Annotated in this window: 19 protein-coding genes; 7 read left to right on the top strand and 12 right to left on the bottom strand. The window is 59.5% G+C overall.

What is annotated here, in order from left to right:
- The first annotated feature begins 15 nt into the window (after window positions 1–15).
- From ASU33_RS11325 to ASU33_RS21000, 7 genes are all read left to right on the top strand, one after another.
- Window positions 16–654, top strand: a complete 639-nt coding sequence (locus tag ASU33_RS11325; RefSeq protein WP_059070958.1) for a TetR/AcrR family transcriptional regulator — start codon at window positions 16–18, stop codon at window positions 652–654.
- Complete coding sequence (locus ASU33_RS11320) at window positions 654–2,003, top strand: ABC1 kinase family protein (protein WP_059070957.1); 1,350 nt, start codon at window positions 654–656, stop codon at window positions 2,001–2,003. Before ASU33_RS11325 ends, ASU33_RS11320 begins: the two co-directional genes overlap by 1 nt.
- 67 nt (window positions 2,004–2,070) lie before the next feature.
- Window positions 2,071–2,613, top strand: a complete 543-nt coding sequence (locus ASU33_RS11315; protein WP_059070956.1) for a HEAT-like fold family protein — start codon at window positions 2,071–2,073, stop codon at window positions 2,611–2,613.
- 42 nt (window positions 2,614–2,655) lie between these two features.
- Window positions 2,656–3,522: a dienelactone hydrolase family protein gene (locus ASU33_RS11310; protein ID WP_059070955.1), complete on the top strand. Its 867-nt coding sequence runs from the start codon at window positions 2,656–2,658 to the stop codon at window positions 3,520–3,522.
- A 123-nt stretch (window positions 3,523–3,645) separates the two neighbouring features.
- Window positions 3,646–4,122, top strand: a complete 477-nt coding sequence (locus ASU33_RS11305; protein ID WP_059071461.1) for an Mpo1 family 2-hydroxy fatty acid dioxygenase — start codon at window positions 3,646–3,648, stop codon at window positions 4,120–4,122.
- A gap of 235 nt (window positions 4,123–4,357) precedes the next feature.
- Complete coding sequence (locus tag ASU33_RS11300) at window positions 4,358–7,456, top strand: DUF8693 domain-containing protein (protein WP_059070954.1); 3,099 nt, start codon at window positions 4,358–4,360, stop codon at window positions 7,454–7,456.
- A gap of 147 nt (window positions 7,457–7,603) precedes the next feature.
- The gene (locus tag ASU33_RS21000; protein WP_286130501.1) at window positions 7,604–7,750 is read left to right on the top strand and encodes a PID-CTERM protein-sorting domain-containing protein; all 147 of its coding nucleotides are present in this window, start codon (window positions 7,604–7,606) and stop codon (window positions 7,748–7,750) included.
- Between the two features lie 69 nt (window positions 7,751–7,819).
- On the opposite strand, the gene ASU33_RS11295 is transcribed toward ASU33_RS21000, so the two are convergent.
- The 12 genes from ASU33_RS11295 to ASU33_RS11240 all read right to left on the bottom strand — a co-directional run bounded on the left by ASU33_RS11295 (window position 7,820) and on the right by ASU33_RS11240 (window position 20,850).
- Window positions 7,820–8,554: a phenylalanine 4-monooxygenase gene (locus tag ASU33_RS11295; RefSeq protein WP_059070953.1), complete on the bottom strand. Its 735-nt coding sequence runs from the start codon at window positions 8,552–8,554 to the stop codon at window positions 7,820–7,822.
- A 265-nt stretch (window positions 8,555–8,819) separates the two neighbouring features.
- Window positions 8,820–9,710 carry a DoxX family protein gene (locus tag ASU33_RS11290; RefSeq protein WP_059070952.1) on the bottom strand — a complete coding sequence of 297 codons (891 nt, stop codon included), beginning with the start codon at window positions 9,708–9,710 and terminating at the stop codon, window positions 8,820–8,822.
- Between the two features lie 60 nt (window positions 9,711–9,770).
- Window positions 9,771–11,015 carry a helix-turn-helix domain-containing protein gene (locus tag ASU33_RS11285; RefSeq protein ID WP_059070951.1) on the bottom strand — a complete coding sequence of 415 codons (1,245 nt, stop codon included), beginning with the start codon at window positions 11,013–11,015 and terminating at the stop codon, window positions 9,771–9,773.
- A gap of 75 nt (window positions 11,016–11,090) precedes the next feature.
- Window positions 11,091–12,119 (bottom strand): bifunctional 3-deoxy-7-phosphoheptulonate synthase/chorismate mutase, encoded by a 1,029-nt coding sequence (locus ASU33_RS11280; RefSeq protein ID WP_059070950.1) that lies wholly within the window; start codon window positions 12,117–12,119, stop codon window positions 11,091–11,093.
- 68 nt (window positions 12,120–12,187) lie between these two features.
- Window positions 12,188–13,000: a tryptophan synthase subunit alpha gene (gene trpA, locus ASU33_RS11275; protein WP_286130500.1), complete on the bottom strand. Its 813-nt coding sequence runs from the start codon at window positions 12,998–13,000 to the stop codon at window positions 12,188–12,190.
- Between the two features lie 46 nt (window positions 13,001–13,046).
- Complete coding sequence (trpB, locus tag ASU33_RS11270; RefSeq protein ID WP_059070949.1) at window positions 13,047–14,231, bottom strand: tryptophan synthase subunit beta; 1,185 nt, start codon at window positions 14,229–14,231, stop codon at window positions 13,047–13,049.
- Between the two features lie 14 nt (window positions 14,232–14,245).
- Window positions 14,246–14,938, bottom strand: a complete 693-nt coding sequence (locus ASU33_RS11265) for a phosphoribosylanthranilate isomerase (protein WP_059070948.1) — start codon at window positions 14,936–14,938, stop codon at window positions 14,246–14,248.
- 14 nt (window positions 14,939–14,952) lie between these two features.
- Entirely contained in the window at window positions 14,953–15,786 is an 834-nt protein-coding gene (gene trpC, locus ASU33_RS11260; RefSeq protein WP_059070947.1) for an indole-3-glycerol phosphate synthase TrpC, read from the bottom strand.
- Between the two features lie 100 nt (window positions 15,787–15,886).
- Window positions 15,887–16,879: an anthranilate phosphoribosyltransferase gene (gene trpD / locus ASU33_RS11255; protein ID WP_059070946.1), complete on the bottom strand. Its 993-nt coding sequence runs from the start codon at window positions 16,877–16,879 to the stop codon at window positions 15,887–15,889.
- A gap of 42 nt (window positions 16,880–16,921) precedes the next feature.
- Entirely contained in the window at window positions 16,922–17,509 is a 588-nt protein-coding gene (locus tag ASU33_RS11250; protein ID WP_059070945.1) for an anthranilate synthase component II, read from the bottom strand.
- 42 nt (window positions 17,510–17,551) lie between these two features.
- The gene (locus ASU33_RS11245; RefSeq protein WP_078063070.1) at window positions 17,552–19,033 is read right to left on the bottom strand and encodes an anthranilate synthase component I family protein; all 1,482 of its coding nucleotides are present in this window, start codon (window positions 19,031–19,033) and stop codon (window positions 17,552–17,554) included.
- Window positions 19,034–19,425: 392 nt separating this feature from the next.
- Entirely contained in the window at window positions 19,426–20,850 is a 1,425-nt protein-coding gene (locus ASU33_RS11240; RefSeq protein ID WP_059070944.1) for an alpha/beta hydrolase-fold protein, read from the bottom strand.
- Window positions 20,851–21,014: the final 164 nt, after the last annotated feature.

Here is a 21,014-nt window from a genome sequence, read left to right as displayed (position 1 = left end):
GGTTGTGCTTGTACCATGGAGAAAGACCGCATCAAGCAGGCGTATTTCGACTACGTACTGCGCAAGAACACGCCGCCCGCCTCGGTTTTCAAGCTCACCAAAAAGCTCGGCATACCGGAGGCGGAGTTCTACCGCTTCTATCCCAACTTCGAAGCTATTGACCGCGAAATATGGGCCGACTTTGGCCGCCAGGCTCGCGAGCAAGCCAGCAAGGAGCCCGTGTGGCCCGAGTACTCGGCCCGCGAAAAGCTGCTCGGCTTTTACTTCACGCTGCTTGAAATTTTGAAGCAGAACCGCAGCTACGCCCTGCAGTCGCTGCGGCGCTACATGCCCGAGGTGCCCGGCCTCACCCCGCGCGTGCTCGACGATTTCCGGCAGGACTTCCAAGCCTTTGTGGGCGGCATTTTGCGCGCCGGCCAAAACACCGACGAGGTAGCCAACCGCCCGGTGCTGCAAGAGCGGTACCCGCGCTTGTTCTGGCAGCAGGCCTTGTTCGTGCTCGGCTTCTTTGCCAAAGACAACTCGCTGAACTTTGAGCGCACCGATGCGGCCGTGGAAAAAGCCGTGCGCCTCAGCTTCGATCTGGTAGGCCCCAACACCTTCGACTCGGCGCTCGACCTAGCCCGCTTCCTGTTTCAATCGCGCCGCCGCTAATGAGCAACTTACCCCCCGATGGTGCTGCGCCCGAGCTCAGCAACGGTCAGCCGTTGGTGTCGCTGCCCACTACCAAGGTGGCGCGGGCCGCACGCTTCGCCAAAACCGGCCTAAAGGTTGGCGCCAACTACGTGAAGCACTACGCCAAGCGCGCCGCCGGTGCCGATGTTAACGCCGACGACCTGCACGCCGCCAACGCGGCCGAGCTCTACGGCACCCTCAGCCAAATGAAAGGCTCGGTGCTGAAAGTGGCGCAGATGCTGGCCATGGAGAAAAACATTTTGCCCACGGCTTACTCCGAGCAGTTTGCCCAAGCGCAGTACCAAACGCCGCCGCTCTCCGGCCCGCTGGTGGTAAAGGCTTTTCGTGATGCGTTCGGCAAGTCACCTTTTGAGCTGTTCGATGAATTTGAGCCCACTGCCCGGCAAGCTGCCAGCATCGGGCAGGTGCACTTTGCGCGCCTAGGTGCCAAGGAGTTGGCCGTGAAGGTGCAGTACCCCGGCGTGGCATCCAGCATTAAATCCGACCTAGGGCTGGTGAAGCCCGTGGCCCTGCGCATCCTAGGCCTCGATGAAGCCCAGGTACGCCCTTACCTGGAGGAGGTAGAAACCCGCCTGCTCGAAGAAACCGACTACGCCCTAGAGCTGCGCCGCGGCCAGCAAATTGCCGAGCAGTGCGCCCATTTGCCGCACCTGGAGTTTCCGAGATACTACCCTGAGTTATCGTCGGCCCGCATCCTGAGTATGGATTGGCTGCCGGGCCAGCACCTGCGCGAATTTCTGCAAACGCAGCCCAGCCAGGAGGTGCGCAACCAGCTGGGCCAGGCGCTGTGGGATTTCTACATGTTTCAGCTAAACGAGCTGCGCCAGGTACACGCCGATCCGCACCCCGGCAACTTCCTGCTCCGCGCCGACGAGGGCGGCACCGTGGGCGTGCTCGACTTTGGCTGCGTGAAGGAAATACCCACCGAGGTGCACGCCATCTTCACGGCCCTGCTCGCCCCCGAAACCCTCGACGACGCAGCCCGCCTCCTGAGTTTGCTCGAAGAAGCCGGCGTACTGCGCTCCTCCGACTCTGCCGCACGGCGCGAGTTGTACCTCCGCACGCTGCACGACTCGCTTACGCTGGTAGGCCAGCCGTTCCGCCAGCCTACTTTCGACTTCGGCAACCCGGCTTTTCTAGAGTCGCTTTACGCCCTAGGCGACGACCTGCTGCAGAAGCCCGAGCTGCGGCAAGAGCGCGAGCCACGTGGCTCCGAGCACTTTATCTACCTGAACCGTACCTACGTAGGCCTGTACGCGCTGCTTACCGAGCTGGGTGCTTTTGTGCGCACTGGCGCCGCTGCCTAGGTGCTGGTGGCACCAGCGTACCTAGGCTCCCAAAACCAGCGTTGGTTTTTGCGGTTATTTGTGGCTGATGAACCTGCAAGACGAGCTTCTGCGCGAGCATTCGCGCCAGCAATACCAACGCCTTACTGCCTACATCGGAGCCGACGAAACCCGTTTTGCCGAGCTAGTGCGGCTGCTGTTTGCCGGCCCCAAACGCCTGACGCAAATGGCGGCCGGGCTGCTGGGCCATTGCGCCGAAGCCGCGCCCGAATTGCTCAGTGCGCACCTAGGGGCACTGCTGCATTTTTGCCAGCAGCCCAACCTACCCGATGCCGTGCTGCGCAACACCATGCGGGCCCTGCAATTTGCTCCGGTGCCGCCCGAGCGCCAGGCGCAGGCATTCGATGTATGCTTGCGCGTACTTGGCAATCAGGCTTTGCCCGTAGCCACCCAAACGTTTGCCCTTTCGGCGGCTACGCGCCTTTGCGAACAGCAGCCTGGACTGGCGCAGGAGCTGCTACTTGCTATTGAGCCGCTGCTGCCCCAAGCCCGCGCAGCCCTTCGTAGCCGAGCTCAAAAGGAGCTACCCAAGCTGCGTCGTTTACGCTTGGCCTACAGCGTCGTATCATAGTTTCTTAAGCGCTCCAATCTATCCCAACCTCACCCACAACCTATGAAATACCTCTTCGCGTTGCTCACGACCTGGCTGTTCGGCTCGGCCGCGGTATTGGCTCAACAATCGGCACCGTGCTGCGCCAAGCCTGCACCCGATGCCATGCTAGCCTTTGCCCAAATAGCCGCCGACCCAACTTTTATGAGCGGACACGAATCTCCTCTGCCCTTCGACTACACTCAGCAGGCCACCGGCCAGACCATCAGCTTTACTACGCCCGATAGCAGCACCGCCTACGGCTACGAAGTGAAGCCCGCCCAGCCCAACGGCAAGTACCTGTTTGTCATTCATGAGTGGTGGGGCCTGAACGACTATATCAAGCGCGAAACCGACCGCCTTGCCGCGGCCCTGCCGGGCGCAACGGTACTGGCCATTGATCTGTACGACGGCAAGCTGGCCACTACCGCCGAAGAAGCCAGCCGCTTGGTGCAATCCGTTGACAAAACGCGCGCCCAAAACATCATTCGCGGAGCACTGCAACACGCCGGGCCCAAGGCGCAAGTAGCCACCATTGGCTGGTGCTTTGGCGGCGGCTGGTCATTGCAAGCGGCTTTGCTGGCGGGCAAGCAGGCTGCTGGCTGCGTAATTTATTACGGTATGCCGGAGAAAGATATAGCCAAGCTGAAAAGCCTAAATACCGACGTGGTGGGCATTTTTGCCACGCAGGATAAAAGCATCAGCCCCGCTGTGGTAAAGCAGTTTCAGGCCGATATGAAGCAGGCTGGCAAGCAGCTGACGGTACACAATTTTGATGCGGTACACGCCTTCGCCAACCCAAGCAACCCCAAGTACGACGCCACCGCTGCCACAAAGGCCAACGCCTTGGTTTTGGATTACCTGAGGAAGAAGTTAAAGGTGAAAGCCTAAGGTACGTTTGCTTGCCCGCTGAGCCGCCGAAGCCCTAGGTTTCGGCGGCTTTTTGTTGCGCGAGGACCACCTGCAACGCTATATTCCGTCAGGCTTCTTCTCTCACCCAATTCATTGTTCGCCATGCCTACTGCTGCCCTCTCATCCCTCCTCAATGAGTACGGCGAAAGCCACCAAAACCCCACCAACAAGTTTGTGCATTGGATATGCGTGCCGCTGATCATGTTCTCGCTTCTGGGGCTGTTGTGGTCGGTTCCGGTGCCGGAGGCGGTGCAGAACGTAAGCCCATGGCTGAATTGGGCTATGCTCGTAATGATGTTAGCGGTGGTTTACTATGTACGGCTCTCTCTGCCGCTGGCCCTGGGCATGGTCTTGGTTAGCACGGCCATTGCCCTAGCGCTGCGCTTGGTGGAGGCCCAAGCTAGCTTGCCCCTTTGGGCCGTGTGCCTGATCATCTTCGTGCTGGCTTGGATAGGCCAATTTTGGGGACACAAGGTGGAAGGCAAGAAGCCTAGCTTTCTTAAGGATGTACAATTTCTGCTGATTGGACCTCTATGGTTGCTTCACTTTATTTACCGCCGCTTGGGTTGGGCCTACTGATGAGCTAGTTAGCAAGCCGCAAACCCGCGCTAAGCGGCCAAACCAAACGGGCCGCTGCTTCCAAGGTGAGGCAGCGGCCCGTTTGGTTTGTAAAATTTCATTATCGCTGATGACTTGCACATTAGCCAAGCTCAAGCCCCATACAATGCAAAATTTTATAGCTTAAACGCCAAACAAAAATCAGGGTATCCGTACCTTCTATTCTCTGCTTACACAAGCGCTTTTTGCTCAGATTATGCTACCAACTTTACGCGTTCTTCAACAATGGCTTACGGTTGGGCTGCTGGCGGCCCTGCCAGTTGCCTCGGTGTTGGGGCAACAAACACCGCGCATCTGGGATCCGGCCAAATCCGACCCGCAGTACAATGCCCGCAAACGTCAGTTGGCCGAATCGTTGCGCGGCAAATACCCCGCTCTTAAACCGGCACCGAGTTCCAAACCTCAGGTGCTTGGCCGCACCACGGCTACCCTGCCGGCCTGCGCCGAACCCTTCGACGCTGCCAACCCTGCGGGCTGGACGCAAGTAGACCGGGGAGACGACGCTTCGCTCGGCCCTATTCCGCTTGGTTTTAGCTTTCAGCTGTTTGGCAACACCTACACCGAAGTCTACATTAACACCAACGGCAACATCACCTTTAATAAACTGTACCCCGCCTTCAACTCATCCGGTCTTCCTATCAGGGAGCAAGGCGAGGAAGACATTGTAATGCTCGCGCCGTTCTGGGCTGACGTGGATACTGACAACCCCAACAGCGGGGCCATTTGGTATCGGCTTTTCCCCGATCGACTGGTGGTAACCTACGATCGGGTGGGCTATTACCAGCAACAGGCCGATAAAGTGAATACTTTTCAGGTTATCATCCGAGCCAACACGGCTAGCAGCTTCAGCGGCGATGATGTAACCTTTGCCTACGGCGACATGCAGTGGACCACCGCCAGCAGCTCGGGCGGCACGGGTGGCTTTGGGGGCGAAGGCGCGATAGTAGGCGGCAACGTGGGCGACCAGCAGAATTTCTTTCAGTTCGGGCGCTTCAACCAAGCGGGCAGTGCACCGCCCAACCTGCCTGCCTCCAACGACCCGGGTGGCATCGATTGGCTTGATAACCAATGCATCAGCTTTCAGGTACGTAGCCGCAACAATCCTCCGGCTGCAGTAGGCCTGCCCCCGAGCAGTACCATCACGCTCAACCAAGGCGAAACCCGCAACCTTACCGCGCAATTCTTCGGCTCGGAGGGCAACCAGAATGTTACGGTAACGCCCTCCCTAGGTAGCCTGTGCAACGCTACGGCCAACATAGCCAACAACAATACTGCGCACCCTACCCTTAACTTCAGCGTAACGGCTGCCCCGTGCAACGTGGGCAGCAACACCGTTACGTTTCAGGTGCAAGACAACGGCAGCCCGGCGCAGTCGCAAACCTACACGGTTACAGTGGTGGTAAACCCAGGCGCCGCAGCCAATGGTACTTGGACGGGCGCGGTGAGTACGGCCTTCAACGACCCGGCCAACTGGAGCAATAACGTACTGCCTGCAGCTACCGATAATGCAACCATACCCGCAGGCGTGCCGCGCATGCCGGTGCTCAATACGTTAGCGGCTGTAAACAACCTTACAGTGGCCAACGGCGCCTCCCTTACCATTGCCGACGCGGGGGCCCTTACCCTTACCGGCAACCTTGCCAACAGCGGCACCATCAGCGGTGGCGGCACGATACTTACGGCTGGCCCAAGCGCCCAAACCCTAGGTGGCAGCAGCCTTATTACCATCGGCAACCTCACGGTAGGCGCGGCCGGTGCGCAATTAACCAGCCCGGTTGCCGTAACCCGCCTTGTAACCTTAACCGGCAATTTGGCCTCAAACGGCAACCTGACGCTGGTATCGTCGGGCGCGGGCACAGCCATGATTGCCAACGTTGGAACGGCCTCGGTGACCGGCAACGCCACGGTGCAGCGCTTCATCAGCGGCACGCAAAACCCGGGCCCAGGGTACCGCCATTTATCGTCGCCGGTAAGCAACACTACCGTAGCCGACTTATCGACGGGCTCTTTTGCACCGGTGGTTAACCCCGCGTTTAATACCGCACCTGTCGGAACAGTGGTATCGCCTTTTCCCAATGTATTTTTCTACGATCAGTCGCGGGTAAGCAGCACCGGTTTTGGCTCGGTGGCCGATTTTGATCGGGGTTGGGTCTCGCCGAGCAACACTGCCGATCCGCTGGTGCCCGGGCAAGGCTACACCGTGAACATCGCCGCCAACCAAACACTTGATTTCGTAGGCCAGCCCAACAACGGCACCATCAGCCGAACGGGCCTGGGGCGCACTGCCGAAGAGCAAAGCGGATGGCACCTGCTGGGCAACCCCTACCCCTCGCCCATCGATTGGGATGTGGCCTACCTAGGCGCCACTAACCTGAGCAGCACTGCCTACGTGTTCAAGTCGACGGGGCAATACGATCCGGGGCGGTATGCTTCGTACAATGCCACAACGCAAGTAGGTACCAATGGCGGCACCCGTATTATCCCGTTGGGGCAAGGCTTTTTTGTTCGCACGAGTGCCGTCGGCGCCACAGGTAGCATCAACTTTACCAACGCCGCACGTCTCACGGCCTTCGTCGATGCTCCTCTGGAGCGCACTACCCAAACCCGCACGCTGCTTAAAATCAGCCTGAACGGCAGCGGCTCGCCCGACCAAGTAGCCGTGTACTTTGAAGCGGCGGCTACTGCTGGCTACGATGCGGCCTACGATGCCTATAAACTACATTCAGGCGGCAGCATGCTGGCCCTAGGTAACGAGGGCTCCAACCTACTAGCCATGAGCGCCCTGCCGGTGTTGGGTACAGAGCCCATAACCGTACCGCTGCTGGTTTACGCTGATAAAGCAGGTAGCTACTCGCTGCAAATTGATGAACTGCTGAACTTACCTGCCGGCACTTCGGTGCAGTTGCGCGACGCCCTTACGGGCACCTCACTGGAGCTGAAACCCCAAACAGCATACGCGTTTGAGGCCAAAGCTGGCAGCAGCGGTACCCGCTTTAGTTTGCTTTTCACGCCGGGTCGGCCATTGGCTACCAGCAAAACACAGTTGGCTACGCAAGTTACTGTATACCCAAACCCTGCGCACGATAAGCTGTGGGTGCGCTTGCCTGCTACCAAGCAAGCTATCCAAGCCGTGTTGTTTAATGCCCTAGGCCAGGTGGTGCTACGCCACACTCTGCCCGCCAACCGCAGCGCAGAGGCCCAAGCTATTGCCCTGCAGAAGCTACCCGAAGGTGTGTATACCTTGCGGCTCCAAATTGGCAACGAGGTAGTGGCCAAGCGCTTGGTTGTGCAGTAGGCTTGGTTTAGAACATTGAGTACTTGCTTTGCTAACCGGGCTTTGCGTAATTACCGCCACTCCCCAAAGCCATTTACCTACTTTGTAGTCATGATGCATACGTTTCGGCTTGGTCGAGCCACAGGATTCCTCTTACTGCTCGCACTGATGGTCCTCAGCCAAGCTGCGCTGGCACAAGGCCCCGGCTCGGGCGGCCCCAACCCTACCGAAATCCCGATTGATGGCGGCGTATCACTGCTGTTAGCAGCGGCTGGCGCCCTAGGTATCCGGCAGCTCACCAAACGCCGGCGCTAACCAATGGCACTCGTTTCAACAACAAAGGCCCGCTTTCGGCGGGCCTTTGTTGTTAGGGGTAGCTACATCTTAGGGCATTGCATTAATGCGTTCGGCCACCGTGGCGCCGGTAAGCAATACGGCCAGCTCGGCGGTGGCATCGGAGAGTTCAGCCCAATTAGGCAACACAAAGTATTTGGCCTGAAAGCCTTCGCGCATGATGGGCGCATCCATCACGGCGGCTACGTCGAGCGGCTGGCGCACTACCTCTTCGCTGAGGCAATGGTGCAGCTCCGAGGCAGACGACAGCAAACCAGCACCAAACACCCGCAGGTTGTCACCTTCTTGCACTAGCCCGAACTCGGCGGTGTACCAAAACAAGCGCACCAATTGCTGCACGGCCGATGCATCGTTGAGGTGGCGGCGCGCTACTTGCCCAAAATGTTCGAGCCAGGTTGCCCACTCCGGATCGGTAAGCAAGGGTAAGTGGCCGAAAGCATCGTGAAACAAGTCGGGGCCCGAGATGTAGTCGAAATGCTGCATGGAGCGCACCCACTGCGTAACGGGGTACCGGCGCTCGGCTAGCAAAGCCAGGAACGTGCGGTCGTCGACGCGGCCGGACGCGGGCACTACGCCCCAGCCGGTGTGTTGGCGCAGGCGTTGGCCTAGGTCTTCTAGGCTAGGTGCGGTGTCGCGGGTTAGGCCCAGGCGATTGAGCCCAGCCACAAACGGCGCCGCAGCCCGGCGGTGCAGCAGGGCAGTTTGGCGGTCGAAGAGAACTTTCCACACGAGGTGGTCTTCGGCGGTGTAGTGAGGGGCTTGCATACGAACTACTTAGGCAGAAAAAAAGCCCGGCCTCCGTTGGGCGGAGCCGGGCTTTGTTGAAATCAGAGAAGGAAAGTTAGCTGCTTAGGCTTCATTTTCTGACATGCAACGGCACGACTCCGGCCCGAAACGCGGGCTGGACGTACAGCATAAAGTTGCATTTAATGGTCTGGAGCAGCATAATGACCACAAAAATAGCAGGTTTTCGCAACAATGCAACTTCGCCTAGGTTCGAGCCTATATTTTTCGGCAGAAGCCGACGGCATTACTCCACTTTCCGCAACTGCCCTACTGGCTCGGAGGTCATGCTCAGTCTCTCGCCCCTTGTGATAGTCAGCGCCAGATTAGCTTGCTGATTGGTCGAAGAATTGAGCAACACGGCCGCCGAGCCCGCCATGAATTGCAAGCTTGCTCGCTTCCCCGGCTGCAGCGTGGCCCTGCCGAAAATGCCTCCACCTTGGGGCCGTTCCTTCACCTCCACCGACACCTTTCCTTTATTGTAAGCCACCACGCGGAAGCTACCCCCCTGTGAGCCGCCCAGCACAAATTGCTTACTTGGCTCAATAAACAAATCGGAATGCACCGTGCCGGCCAAGCAAGCCGTAGCGGCCAGCAGCAAGCAAGCCAACGCAGCTGTAGCAACCTGTGGCTTAGGCAGAACCACTGTTGGCTGTTGTTGCACATTGGTGCTGTTGCGCCGAAGCAGCCAGTAATCGAGCGAGTAGCGCCCTGGGCCGACGGCCGTAATTACGACAAATGCCCAAAACAACAGCTGTTGGAAGTACATGCCGGTGATGGGCGACGGGTCTTCGTACCACAGAAATGCTACCACGAAGAATTGAAATGCCAGCTGCAGCGCGCTCCAGCGCGTGAACAAACCTAGGGCAATCAGCAGGCCACCAACAAACTCGCCCCACACGGCAGCTCCAGCCCAGAAGTACGGCGACGGAAACGTGAACCCGAGCCCCGCCACTTGCTGCACAAACCAATCGGGTGGGCCGGGCACCTGGGCACTGGCTACGGCCGCGAGGTTGGTGAGCTTGGGCAAGCCGGCGCCATCGGCAATGGATAGCCCTAGGTGCAGGCGGAAGAGCAGCCAAGCCGCGTCGATAGCGCGGTTGGGCAAGGCAGCGGCGGAAAACAGTAGCTTTTTCATGGTGCAGCAGTGGGTTAATTGAACAGCCCAAAACTGCCTTTGCTGCCTTTCGGAAGCGCTTTAGGTTATGATTCGGGACGACTCAATTTGTGATTTGAGCCGTACAGCCGCTTCGCTCGGTGTCTCGCCCTTGAGCTTCTTGAACACTCTATTGAACGTTGACTTGGAGTTGAAGCCCGACTCTAAAGCAATGCCCACCAGGGTGTAATGCTGGTGCTTTGGGTCGGCAAGCAGCCGCTCGGCCTCCCCTACCCGGTAGGTGTTCACGAAGTCGTTGAAGTTCTGCCCGAAGCCCGAGTTGATGACCTTCGACAGTGTGGTGGTGTTGGTTTGCAGCCGGGCAGCTAGGTCGGCGAGCGAAAGATCGGGCTCGAGGTAAGGCCGCTCGGTAAGCATGAGTTGCTCGAGGCGCTCGGCCCAGCGCAGCTGCTCGGCGGTTGGGGCGTCGGTCTTGGGTTCGACCGGCTTCTCTTCTACTGGCTCGGTTACTTCCGGGGCATACCCCACTGGCTGCGGCTCGAAGTGCAACGGAACGCGCCACTGGTGCTGCGCCTGCCAGCCGCCAATGCTGAGGTAGTAAATGATGAGGCCCGTAAACAGGTAGCCGTACCAGAACTGCACGTAGGACAGCCCCGCGCCGAAATCAACCAACGAAAAAGCCACAGAAACTACCGTACCAACCAGCACCGCCACCAGCGCATGCCGCAGCCACCGAAAGCGACGCCGCTCGGTATCGGAAAAGTTATCGTTGAGGTAGCGGGTGTACTGCCGGAACTCTCGGAGCGCAAGGTACCCGTAGGCACCTAGGGAAATATAGTTGAGCAGGCTAGCCACATCGTGCACCGCCAGTATGCTGATGAGCGCGACCTTGGTGCCGTAATGTTCGGGCAGCGGCTGCCCCAACCAACGGTGCCGCACGAGCACATCAACCGCAAAGCATACCCCATACCAGGCCAAGTAGGCTGCCGCAGGTGCAAAGTGCCACAGGTGTCGCCTGCTCAGCCGAAACTGCTGGTTGGTAAGGCTGCGGAAGTAGAAGTAGAACAACGGCCCCGCTCCTAGGTAGAAGGAAAACGGGAAGTAGAACATAAACGTGGAGTAGGCGTCGTGCGAGTCGTACCAGCCGGCAAAACCCAACATCCATTGCGCCACGTTGGCCGTGTAGAGCAAAATCAGTAGCCCGAGCCAACGGTCGGCGGGCTCTTCGAGGCGCCAGCTACGCACTAGCAGCAGCACCCCGAAAACGATGCCCTGCACAAAAAACGGCAGCAGCAGCGAGCTGTACAGGCTGAACTCAAACAACATAAAACGAAGGAAGGGCCGGATGAGGCTATTTCCAACCTCAACCCGGCCCTTTTTGCATTGTTTGCGGCGGCGGTGCTACACTAGCTCGCGCTCTATCAGCTCTTGGCGCAGCGCATAGGTGCGGCGCATGGCCTCCACCAGCCTGGCCGATTCGTCGAAATCGAGGGTTTGTTGGCCATCCGAAGCGGCGCGCTCGGGCACCGGCGCGGTTTCGTACAAAATGCCATCGGCACCGGCCATGATGCCGGCCAAAGCCAGCGGGGCCACGTGCTCGCGCAACCCAATGCCGTGCGAAGGGTCGACGAACACCGGCAGGTGGGTTTTCTCTTTCAGGATGGGCACCGCGTTCAGATCGAGCGTGTTGCGCGAGGCCGTTTCGAACGTGCGAATGCCCCGCTCGCACAAAATGATGTGCTCGTTGCCACCCGAGAAAATGTATTCGGCCGAATGCAGCAACTCCTCAATGGTGCCTGATACGCCGCGCTTTAGGAGCACGGGCTTGTCGACGCCACCTAGGGCATCGAGCAGGTTGAAGTTCTGGGTGTTGCGCGCGCCTACCTGGAACACGTCGACGTAGTCGTACATCTCCTCTACCTGCGACACCTGCATTACCTCCGTTACGATGCGCAAGCCGTGCTGGCGGGCCAAACGGTAGAAGTCGCGCAGGCCGGCGAGGCCCAAGCCGCGGAACGAGTACGGCGACGAACGGGGCTTAAACACTCCGCCGCGCATCAGGCGCACCCCGCTTTGCACGAGGTGCTGCATCACGGCCTCCATTTGGGCTTCGTTCTCGATGCTGCAGGGGCCAGCCACGATGCTCAGCGAACCTTCGCCTAGGTGAATACCGTCGCCGAGGTCGAGCACGGTGGGGTGCACGCGCCACTTGCGCGACACGAGCTTGTAGTCGTCGGATACGCGATGAACGTCGCGCACGCCGGGCAGGGAGGCAATGCGGCGGAGGTCAACGTCTTGCGGACCTAGGGCCACGAGGTAAGCCGCGCGCTGTGTATGAACCGGAGTGACTTTGAAACGCAGCTGGCGCAGTTCGGCAACCAAGGCTTCTTGTGCAGCAAACGTAAGCTGGGGGTCGAGGTGAATTATCATGGACCGCTGATGTGGGTCTGGGGAAAGTTTCAGGTGATTGTAGAAGCCCGTTGGCCCCTGCCTAGGTACTAGCGGATGCTTTGCACAAATTGGCGAGCGGCGGCGTGCGGGTCGTCGGCGCCTTCGATGGCGCGCAGCAAAGCCGAGCCGATGATGGCGCCGTTGGCGTGCTGGCAAGCCTGATTGAACGAGGCCCGATCGGCAATGCCAAAGCCTACTAGGCGCGGGTTGCGCAAGTTCATCTGGGCAATGCGGCGCAGGTAAGTTTCCTGCGCACTGGTATCGGCAGTTTGGTTGCCGCCCGTCAGGCCTGGGCCCGACACTAGGTACAGAAACGCATCGGTCAGCTCGTCGAGGCGACGGATGCGCGCTTCCGAGGTTTGCGGCGTGATGAGGAACACTTTGCGCAGGTTATAGCGGCGGAAGGTTTCCTGGTAGAAATCGGCGTACTCCTCGGCGGGCAAGTCGGGCAGAATCACGCCATCAATACCGGCTTCCGAGGCCCGGCGGCAGAATTCCTCCATGCCCAGCTGCATCACGGGGTTTAGGTAGCCCATCAGCAGCATCGGCGTATTGGGCAAGTACTGCCGCACGCCCTGCAGCTCATCGAGCAGGCGGCGCAACGTCATGCCGTTGCGCAAAGCCACGGTGCTGGTTTGCTGAATTACCGGCCCATCGGCCAAGGGGTCGGAAAACGGCACGCCGATTTCGAGGATGTCGGCACCGGCCTCGGCCAAGGTGCGCAGCAGCGGTACGGTGTCGTGGAGGCCGGGGTAGCCAGCCGTGATGTAGAGGTTGAGCAGCCCCTGCGGCTTGCGGGCGAAGAGGTCGGCGAAGCGGTTGGTCTGAACCACGTTATCGGGCTGAGTTGCGGTTTGCACGGTGCCTGATTGTTGAGTTGAGGGTTGGCGCGGCAGTGCGCATGTACTAGGCTAAGTGCAGCTCGCGCAAGTAGGTCTCGAGGTCCTTGTCGCCGCGGCCCGAGAGGTTTAGCACCACCACATCAGTAGGTTTCAACTCAAGCTGATCGAGCGCCGAGAAGGCGTGCGCGGTTTCGAGGGCCGGAATGATGCCTTCGAGGCGGCTGCAGAGCTGCGCAGCTTGCAGGGCATCTTCATCGGTAACGGCCACAAACTTGGCGCGGCCCGAATCGGCCAAAAAGGCGTGCAACGGCCCAATACCGGGGTAATCGAGGCCAGCCGAAATGGAGTGCGGCTCGGTAATCTGCCCGTGCTCGTCCTGCATCAGCAGCGTGCGGCTGCCGTGAATAATGCCCGGCCGACCCAGCACCGAAGTAGCGGCCGATTTATCGGTGTGCACGCCGTGGCCAGCAGCTTCTACGGCCACCAGCTGCACGCTGGGCTCGTCGAGGAAGTGGTAAAACGCGCCGGCCGCATTTGAGCCACCGCCCACGCAGGCTACCACGTAGTTGGGCAGTTCGCGGCCGGCTTGCTCGAGCAGCTGCTTCCGGATTTCTTCGCTAATCACCGACTGCAACCGCGCTACCAAATCGGGGTACGGGTGCGGGCCCACCACCGAGCCGATGATGTAGTGCGTGTCGGTGGGGTTCGAAATCCAGTCGCGAATGGCTTCGTTGGTGGCGTCCTTCAGCGTTTTGCTGCCGCTGGTGGCGGGCCGAACTTCAGCCCCCAGCATGCGCATGCGGGCCACGTTGGGCTTCTGCCGCTCCATATCAACGGCACCCATGTATACAATGCACTCCAGCCCGCGCAACGCACACACCGTAGCGGTAGCTACGCCGTGCTGGCCAGCACCTGTTTCGGCGATGATGCGCTTTTTACCTAGGCGCTCGGCCAGCAAAATCTGTCCCACGGTGTTGTTCACCTTGTGGGCGCCGGTGTGGCACAGGTCCTCGCGCTTCAGGTAAATGGTAGCTCCGTAGCGCTCCGACAAGCGCTTGGCCCGGAACAGCGGCGTGGGCCGACCAACGTAGTCGCGCAGCAGCTGCTGGTACTCCTCTTGAAAGCCCGGATCAGCCAGAATGCTTAGGTATTGCTCGCGCAGCTCCTCCACGTTGGGGTAGAGCATTTCCGGAATGAAAGCGCCACCAAACTGGCCGTAGTAGCCGCGGGCAGTGGGTTGAAAGGACATAGATCGGTGTGGTGTTAGCGAGTGGTAGATGCTGCCAGCCGTAGCTGAGCCAGCGTTTCGCGGAGCAAGGCAATGTTCTTGAGGCCGGGTGCTTGCTCGAGCTTGCTGTTGAGGTCGAAACCAACTAAACCGGGCAAGGTTAACGCCCCGGCTTCGGCAGCGTTGTCGGGCCCTAGGCCGCCGGCCAGCAGGTAGGGCGTGGGCAGGTGGTAGCGACGCAGCAGTTCCCAATTGAAGGCTACGCCGTTGCCGCCGGCAGCCGGCCCGGCGGTATCAAACACAAACAAGCTGCAGTGGGGTACGTAGGCCTCAAGCTGGTTGAAATCGAACGACTCCCCTACTCCAAATGCTTTGATTACCGCCAAGCCAGCGGCGGCTAGCTCGGCGCACTCGGCGGGCGTTTCGTGTCCGTGGAGCTGCACGGCACTGAGGCCGAAGTGCAAAGCAATGCGCCGAATTATGGCTGTACGCTCGTTCACGAACACTCCTACTTTGGTAACCGGCAGGCTGCGCATTTGGGCGGCATCCAGGGTATCCAGCGCATAGCGCGGCGACTTTGGGGCGAAGATGAAGCCCAGCATATCCACCTCTTGCGCGGCCACTTGGGCCACGTTGTCGGGGTACTTCAGGCCACAAACCTTCACCCGCGGCCGGTTAGCCGATGCGGTAGGCAGTGCAGTGGTCAGCAACGAGTGTGCAGCAGTCATGGCCTCGGCAACAGTTAGCGCACGGCTTGCAGTTCGCGCAGTTGCTGAATAAGCGCGGCGCAGGCCTTTTCGGGGCGGCTGTTTCGCATGAAGGTTTCGCCGATCAGGAAGCCATCGAAACCTGCTTGTCGCAGCACTTGAATGTCGGCCGCAGTGCGCAGGCCGCTTTCGGCTACCCGACCTAGGCGAGCGGGCAGCAACTGGGCCAGTTCCAACGAGCGGTCGATGTTCACCGAAAAGTCGCGCAGGTCGCGGTTGTTCACGCCTACCAGGTCCACAGCATCAATGGCTACATCGAGGGTGCGCAGCAGCTCTTCGCGGTCGTGAACTTCGAGCAGCACCTCCAGCCCTATGTCCTTAGCAAACAGACCTAGGCGACGTACCTCGGTAGGCTCGAGCACGCTGGCAATCAGCAGCACGGCATCGGCGCCAATGCTGCGTGCTTCCAGCAGCTGATATTCGTCGATAACAAAGTCCTTGCGCAGGATGGGGCACAAGTTGAACTTGCGGGCCGTGGCCAAATCCTCGTTTTTGCCGCCGAAGAACTCGGTATCGGTGAGGATTGACAGCGCCGACGCCCCGGCCTGCATGTAGCCCAAGGTGGTGCGCTCCACCTTCGCAAACTCGTTGATCCAGCCTTTTGAGGGCGAGCGGCGCTTGAACTCGGCAATGATGCCGCTGAGCTCGGGCCGGCGCAAGTAGCCCAGCAACGACAACGTAGGCGAGTTGAAGTACTGGCTGCGCTCGAGCAGCGTGGTGGGCACCAGGCTGCGGCGCTCGGCTACCTCCTGCTGTTTGTGGGCCACAATGCGGGCGAGTACATCGGGGGGCGAAATGGTAGTGCTCATATCGGTTGCCTTGGCTTGCGTGCTCGTGCCTATGGTGTGCTGGCGGCCGCTGAAAGGCGTATGTGAAATGTTGAAAAATCAGAAGTAAGCTGCCCCTTGGTTAGGTGTTCAGCAAGGTGGTGAAGGCTTGGCGTGCCCGGCCCGAATCGAGCGACTCGTAAGCGGCATCTAAGGCATCGGGCAGGCTGATGTTGGGGTTGATGCAGGTGATACCTAGGGCGGCATTAGCGGCCACCACATCGCACTGCGGGCGGGTGCCTTTGCCATCGAGCACATCGCGGAAGATGCGGGCCGAACCTTCCACGGAGCGGCCACCTACAAGGTCTTCGGTGCGGCACACGGGTAGGCCTAGTTCGGTAGCGGTCAGCAGCCGCTCGCCTTCTTCGGAGGTAGCAATTTTAGCGTCGCCGGTAAGCGAGAGTTCGTCATAGCCATCGAGGGCATGCACCACGGCGTAGCGGGTGCCGCTTTCCTGCAGCAGGTATTGGTACAGGCGCAGCAGCTCGAGGCTATACACGCCCAGCAGCTGCGCCGTGGGGCGCGCAGGGTTGATGAGCGGCCCCAGCATATTAAAGAAGGTGCGCACGCCTAGGTCGCGCCGAACCGGGGCAATGCGGCGCATGGCCGGGTGAAACGCCGGCGCGTGCAGAAAGCAGATGTTGGCTGCGTCCAGTTGATGGCGTAGCCGGTCGGTGGGCGAATCGAAGTCGTAGCCGAAGTAGGCCAGAATGTTGGAAGCCCCCACCGACGACGATACGCCGAAGTTGCCGTGCTTCACCACCCTATACCCAGCGCCGGCCACCACAAAGCTGGCCAGTGTGCTGATGTTCAGGGTTTCTTTGCCGTCGCCGCCAGTGCCTACAATATCGAGCACCTCGTGGGTGCCCAGCTCCGGGTCGCGGCACAGCTCGAGCAGCGCGTCGCGGAAGCCGGCCAGCTCGGGCACTGTAATGGGGCGCATCCGGAACACGGTAAGCAGCGCGGCGGCCTCGGCGTCGTTCACCTCGCCCTGACCTAGGCGCAGCATGAGCTCGTGAGCCTCGGTGCGGCTTAGGTTGTGGTGTTCGAACAGGGCAGTGAGCAGTTGTTTCATAAATGCGGGTGAGCGTGGGCTCGGTTGATGCTTGCGAATTGGTTACTTGGCGGCCGGCAGGTCGTGTAACCAGTTCTGCAGCAATCGGTGACCGTGCTCTGTCAGGATAGACTCGGGGTGGAACTGCACGCCGCGCACGTCGTACTCGCGGTGGCGCAGCGCCATGATTTCGCCTTCTTCGTCGAAAGCCGTAGCCTCCAGGCAGTCGGGCATAGTATCGGGTTTAACGGCCCACGAATGGTAGCGCCCTACCCGGAAGCGCTCAGGAATTCCGTTGAAAAGCCGCTCGTTGGGCACGGCCACGGTAGCGTCGGTAGCCACGCCGTGGCGCACGGTGCTCAGGTTAATCAGACTTGCCCCGAAGCTTTCGGCAATGCCCTGATGACCTAGGCACACACCCAAAATGCGCTTGGTGGGCGCGTAGCGGCGAATCAGCTCAGGCATCAGCCCTGCTTCTGATGGAATGCCCGGGCCGGGCGACAGCAGCACCGCATCATACTGCTCTACTTCAGCCAAATCGAGCTGGTCGTTGCGGCGCACGGTAATCTGGTCGCCGTAGCCTAGCTCGCGCAGCACCTGCACTAGGTTGTAGGTAAACGAATCGTAGTTGTCGAAAACGAGAATAGACATCGGTCGGCAGTTTCTACAGGTGGGCAGTTTATCAACCTAGGGCTAGCGGATAGTAGCAACGTTAGGCTCGGCAGCACCAAGCTCCACGGGCAGCACTTCATCGCCGGCTGCGGCGGCTTGCTTGAGGGCCTGACGTAGCGCAGCCAACTTGTGGTGCACCTCGTTCAGTTCCGATTCGATTTCGGACTTAGCCACTACCCCGGCCCCGGCCTGGAAGTAAAGCGTGCGGCCCACGCTCACAAACGAGCGGATGAAAATGGCGTGGTTGAAGTCGCCGTTCAGTCCTAGGTGCCCGATGCAGCCGCCGTACAAGCCACGCGCCGTGGGCTCCAGCTCATCAATCAGCTGCATGGCCCGCACTTTGGGCGCGCCCGAGAGCGTACCCGCCGGGAAGGTGTCGGCCGCTACTTGCAGCGGGTCGGTGCCATCGGCCAGGGTAGCGGCCACGTGGCTCACCAAATGGATTACGTGCGAGTAGTACTGGATTTCGCGGAAGCGGCGTACCTCCACGGTGCGACCGTGGCGGGCTAGGTCGTTGCGGGCTAGGTCAACCAGCATTACGTGCTCGGCATTCTCCTTAGGGTCGTCGGCCAGCTTCTGCGCCAATGCAGCATCTTCGGCATCGTGCCCGGTGCGGCGGAACGTACCGGCAATCGGGAAAATGCTGGCTTCGCGCCCCTCCACGCGCAGTTGCGGCTCGGGCGACGAGCCCAGCAGGCGGTACTGGCCGTAGTCGAAGTAGAACAAGTACGGCGAAGGGTTGATGGCTCGCAAGGCGCGGTACACCTGAAACTCGTCGCCGCGGAAACGCTGGGCAAAGCGCCGCGACAGCACAATCTGGAACACATCGCCGCGCAGGCAGTGCTGCTGACCTGCGGCCAACACCCGGCGGAATTCGTCGTCGGTTTGGTTCGTTTCCTCCTCCCCTTCCATAGCAAAGCCGAAAGTGGGGCGTACGGGGCTGCGCACCACGCTTAGCAGGCGCTGCAAAGCCGCATCACCGGGCTCACTATCGGCCGGCGTGTGCTCAAATATGTGCAGTTCCTGCCGGTAATGGTTAAGCGCCAACACGTAGCGGTACAGGCCATAGCGCGCATCGGGCAGCGGACCGGCCACCGGCTTCGTAGCATCGAACTGCACATCCTCGCAGTACTGCGCCGCGCCGTAGCCCAGGTAACCAAACAACCCACCCGTAATGAAGGGGAAGTTAGCAGCAGGTGCCTCAAAGCGACGGGCAAACTGGCGCAAGCGGTCCAGCGCTTCGTGGCGCGGGTTGGCTAGGGTGCTCCGCTCCTCGGCGCCGTTTGGCAAACGCTCCAGCAACTCGGCGCCTCGCAGCTCAAAGCGGGCCAGCTCATCAAATGCGATATACGAAAAAGCATTTTGCTGCGCGTGGTAATCAGAGCTTTCAAGCAGCAGGCAGCCGGGGTACTGGTCGCGCAGGCGCAGGTACAAGCCTACGGGCGTGACGGTATCGGCAGGCAGGCTGAGGTGACGGGTGCGGAGCTTGATGGGTGCTGACATGGCTAAGAAGATTCGGAGCTGGCGCTTTAGGATTTCGGCCGGGCCCTAAAAGCAACAAGCCCGGCTTGGTCGGCCGGGCTTGTTGCTTTGTATCTGGTTGTAGCAGCGGTTGCTGCTTCGACTAGCTTACAGACGCAGGTGCGACCCGTCCGAGGATTCGGCCGTGCCACCACCAAAGCTGCTGCGAAGTCGAGAAGAAATTCATTGTTGTGTCTGTTTGACGCTGCAAAAGTACAGAGATTTTCAAAAAGACAAGTGTTTCAATTTGAAATCATCAGTCCAACCATTAATTTTTATACATATCATAATAAAGAAGCATATTTCATACACATGTCATAAACAATCTGGTTGCGGTTAGATTTTCACTACGAATCTGATAATGCTAATAAGCTTTACTGCTTAACGAATGTTTGCGTGCCGGTGTATTTCTTGGTTTTGAGCCGTACCGAGTAGCTGCCCTTGGCCAAATGGCTTACATCGAGCACAAGCTTATTCTCACGGATTAAGCGACGCAGCACAACCCTCCCCGTTGTATCGGAAATTTCCAGGCGCGCTTCGCTCACGCCTTCGGGCAGTTGTATTGCAAGCTGCTGGCTAGTGGGGTTCGGATAGAGGCTAAATGCTGCCTTGGCTGCAATGGCACCTAGGCTGTTAACGGTAGCAGGGGCAAACAGCCATTGCTGTGCTGCCGGAAACTCGCGCTGCCAAAACCACTCGGCGTGTTGGCCATCGGCGCGCACCTGATAATTAAGATCGGAGGCAGCGTAACCCGCGCGTTGCAGGGAGTCGCGCACGGCCTGCATCAATGGCACCATGGTTTGACTTTCTTGTGCCCCGGCCACAAAATAAAAGAGCGTGGGCGCGGTGGCGCGGTGCTGGTGCAGGTAAGCCTTCAGCTCGGCCTCGGCAAACCAAAACGCTGGCGAAAACACCCCTACCCGCCCGAAGGTGCCCGGGTAGCGCGTGGCGGCGTACAGCGAAATCAGCCCGCCCATGCTGGAGCCGGCAATGCCTGTATTGGCGCGGTCGGTGAGGGTACGGTAATTGGCGTCGATGTAGGGCTTTAGGGTTTGAACCAGAAACTCAGCGTACGGAGCGCCTTGCCCCCCACCGTACTGCGCATTGCGCCAAGGTGAGTATTCATCGAGGCGGGTAGCGCCGCCGTTGTCTATGGCTACCACAATGCAGCTGCCTGCCGCCACACCCTGTTGCTCCAGCTGAGCCAAAGTTTCATCAACGCCCCACTCGCCCGAAAAGCTGGTGCATTTATCAAACACATTCTGCCCATCGTGCAGGTAAAGCACGGGGTAGCGCTTCTGCGGATTAGCAGCATACCCAGCTGGCAAATACAACCACACCCGCCGCTTGCGTCCTAACTGCGGTACTTCAAACTCGGTGCTAATTACGCGCACTTGCTGCAGGGCCGTCGACTGGCATAGGGCTGGCGCGTTGCTCCCTAGGTCTTTCCAGCTTTGCACTTTCAAATCGACGGTTGCAGGGCCCGAGGCAACCGTCAGCTTACGGTTAGGCACATCTGCAAATTGCGCGTCGGCCTCCACGGCCTGCCACGAGCCGCGCGTGAACTTGAACTCGACCGTGCCAACAACGGAGGCCGGCAACGTGAGTTGGTACTGGCCCGAAGCATTGGCCTGCAGCTGCCAGTCGGCGCTGGCTGGGTTCCAGTTGTTAAAGGTACCGGCTACGTAAACCTTGGCGCCGGCAGGGGTATTGGCCGGCACTTCGGTAAGGCGCAAGATGGTTTGGGCCTCGCTGCGATTAAGCAACAAAGCAAGGCAAGCGGTTAGCAAGAAACGCATGAGAGCAGCTGGATAAACAAACAACGCAAGTAAAGAATATAGTCATTTACAATTTTTGCCTTCCATAAAATTGTGCTTAGCTAAGTAGCTAACAGTTGAGTATAAGTTGCTTAGAATATTTTAACACACAAAAGTTATTTATCTACTAAACAATCACTTACTTC

The organism is Solirubrum puertoriconensis, assembly GCF_001483135.1.
In the GTDB taxonomy this organism is placed as follows: domain Bacteria; phylum Bacteroidota; class Bacteroidia; order Cytophagales; family Hymenobacteraceae; genus Solirubrum; species Solirubrum puertoriconensis.
Note: the sequence above shows the minus strand (reverse complement) of the source record. Positions and strands in the feature narration are given on the sequence as shown.